Annotated in this window: 1 protein-coding gene and 1 pseudogene; both read left to right on the top strand. The window is 57.8% G+C overall.

All coding sequences use genetic code 11. The features are described from left to right. Positions 1 to 647, top strand: a pseudogene (locus ACXJ7R_RS33525) (hypothetical protein); the annotation flags it as partial. A gap of 140 nt (positions 648 to 787) precedes the next feature. Next, positions 788 to 1162 carry a fluoride efflux transporter CrcB gene (crcB, locus tag ACXJ7R_RS33520; RefSeq protein ID WP_457155537.1) on the top strand — a complete coding sequence of 125 codons (375 nt, stop codon included), beginning with the start codon at positions 788 to 790 and terminating at the stop codon, positions 1160 to 1162. Positions 1163 to 1194: the final 32 nt, after the last annotated feature.

Here is a 1194-nt window from a genome sequence, read left to right as displayed (position 1 = left end):
TTCCTGCATATGCGCAGGCCATCGTCTCGATCGTTTCGATGCCGGCGCTGAAATCTCGATGGTCAACCGTCGTCATAGCCGTCGTCGCCGGGTTTGCGTATTTGGGTACCTTCTTCCCAATCGGCCGCCAGTTGCTGTCACCGATCGGCTATGTTTTTGCCAGGGAAGATACGCTTCCTCTTCACCTCGACAATCTTCCCGAATACAGACGCCTCATCGACGATCTTGTCAGCGAAATGCGGCCTGAGGACCGCTTCTCGGTGTTTGCCTCAGGCGCGGTCATGAATAGCTCGCTGTTGTTTGAAATGAATATGGACCTTTTCCCTCGTGTCGGATGGTCTTGCCAGGTTGACAGTCGCGATCAATTCGCACCGGAGGCATTGAAATCGAGATATGTCGTCGTAACCGATCCTCCTGTTACCCATTTGCAATCGGGTGCGCAGATCTGCGTCACGATACCGGACCAGGATATTGTCGAAGGGAAGAGTATCGGCGCCGCCTATAAGCGCATTGCGACATATCAGCTGTCCGGCGGCGTCACGGGCTATCTCTACGAACAGGTGCGCCCGGTCAGCAAAACGGAACTCGATGCCCTTTATAGCGAGTTCAGGAAAAAATACCCGGGCTGGACAACGCCTGAGTGGTGACGATCAGGTTGACACGCTCCGAGCAACTCGACGATGGCCGCGAAAGGCGGCTCGCGCCCGATTGTCTGCGCGGTCCCAACCGCATCGTAGTCAGGTTCAGGGGATTGACCATGTCGCCCTTGTGGAGGCAGTAAACGGTCATGTTCAATCTGCTTCTCGTTGTGGTAGGCGGCGGCATCGGCGCCGGCATTCGTCACCTCACCAACATCGGCGCGCTGCGCCTTGTCGGCCCCAACTATCCCTGGGGGACGATGGCAATCAACATCGTCGGCTCGTTCGCCATGGGCCTGTTCATAGCCACCCTGGCGCGCCGCGGCGGATCGAACGAACTCAGACTGTTCGTCGCCACCGGCATCTTTGGCGGCTTCACCACCTTTTCCGCGTTTTCGCTCGATTTCGCGACTTTGTGGGAGCGGGGAGCCACGCTGCCGGCGCTTGGATATGCCCTTGCCAGCGTCATTGGCGCCATTATCGCCCTGTTTCTGGGACTTTGGCTCGCAAGAACCGTTTCATAGTGTTATTGCCGCGCCAAGAGCGGGCCGAACCC

It is taken from the genome of Mesorhizobium sp. P5_C1, assembly GCF_054049815.1.
Note: the sequence above shows the minus strand (reverse complement) of the source record. Positions and strands in the feature narration are given on the sequence as shown.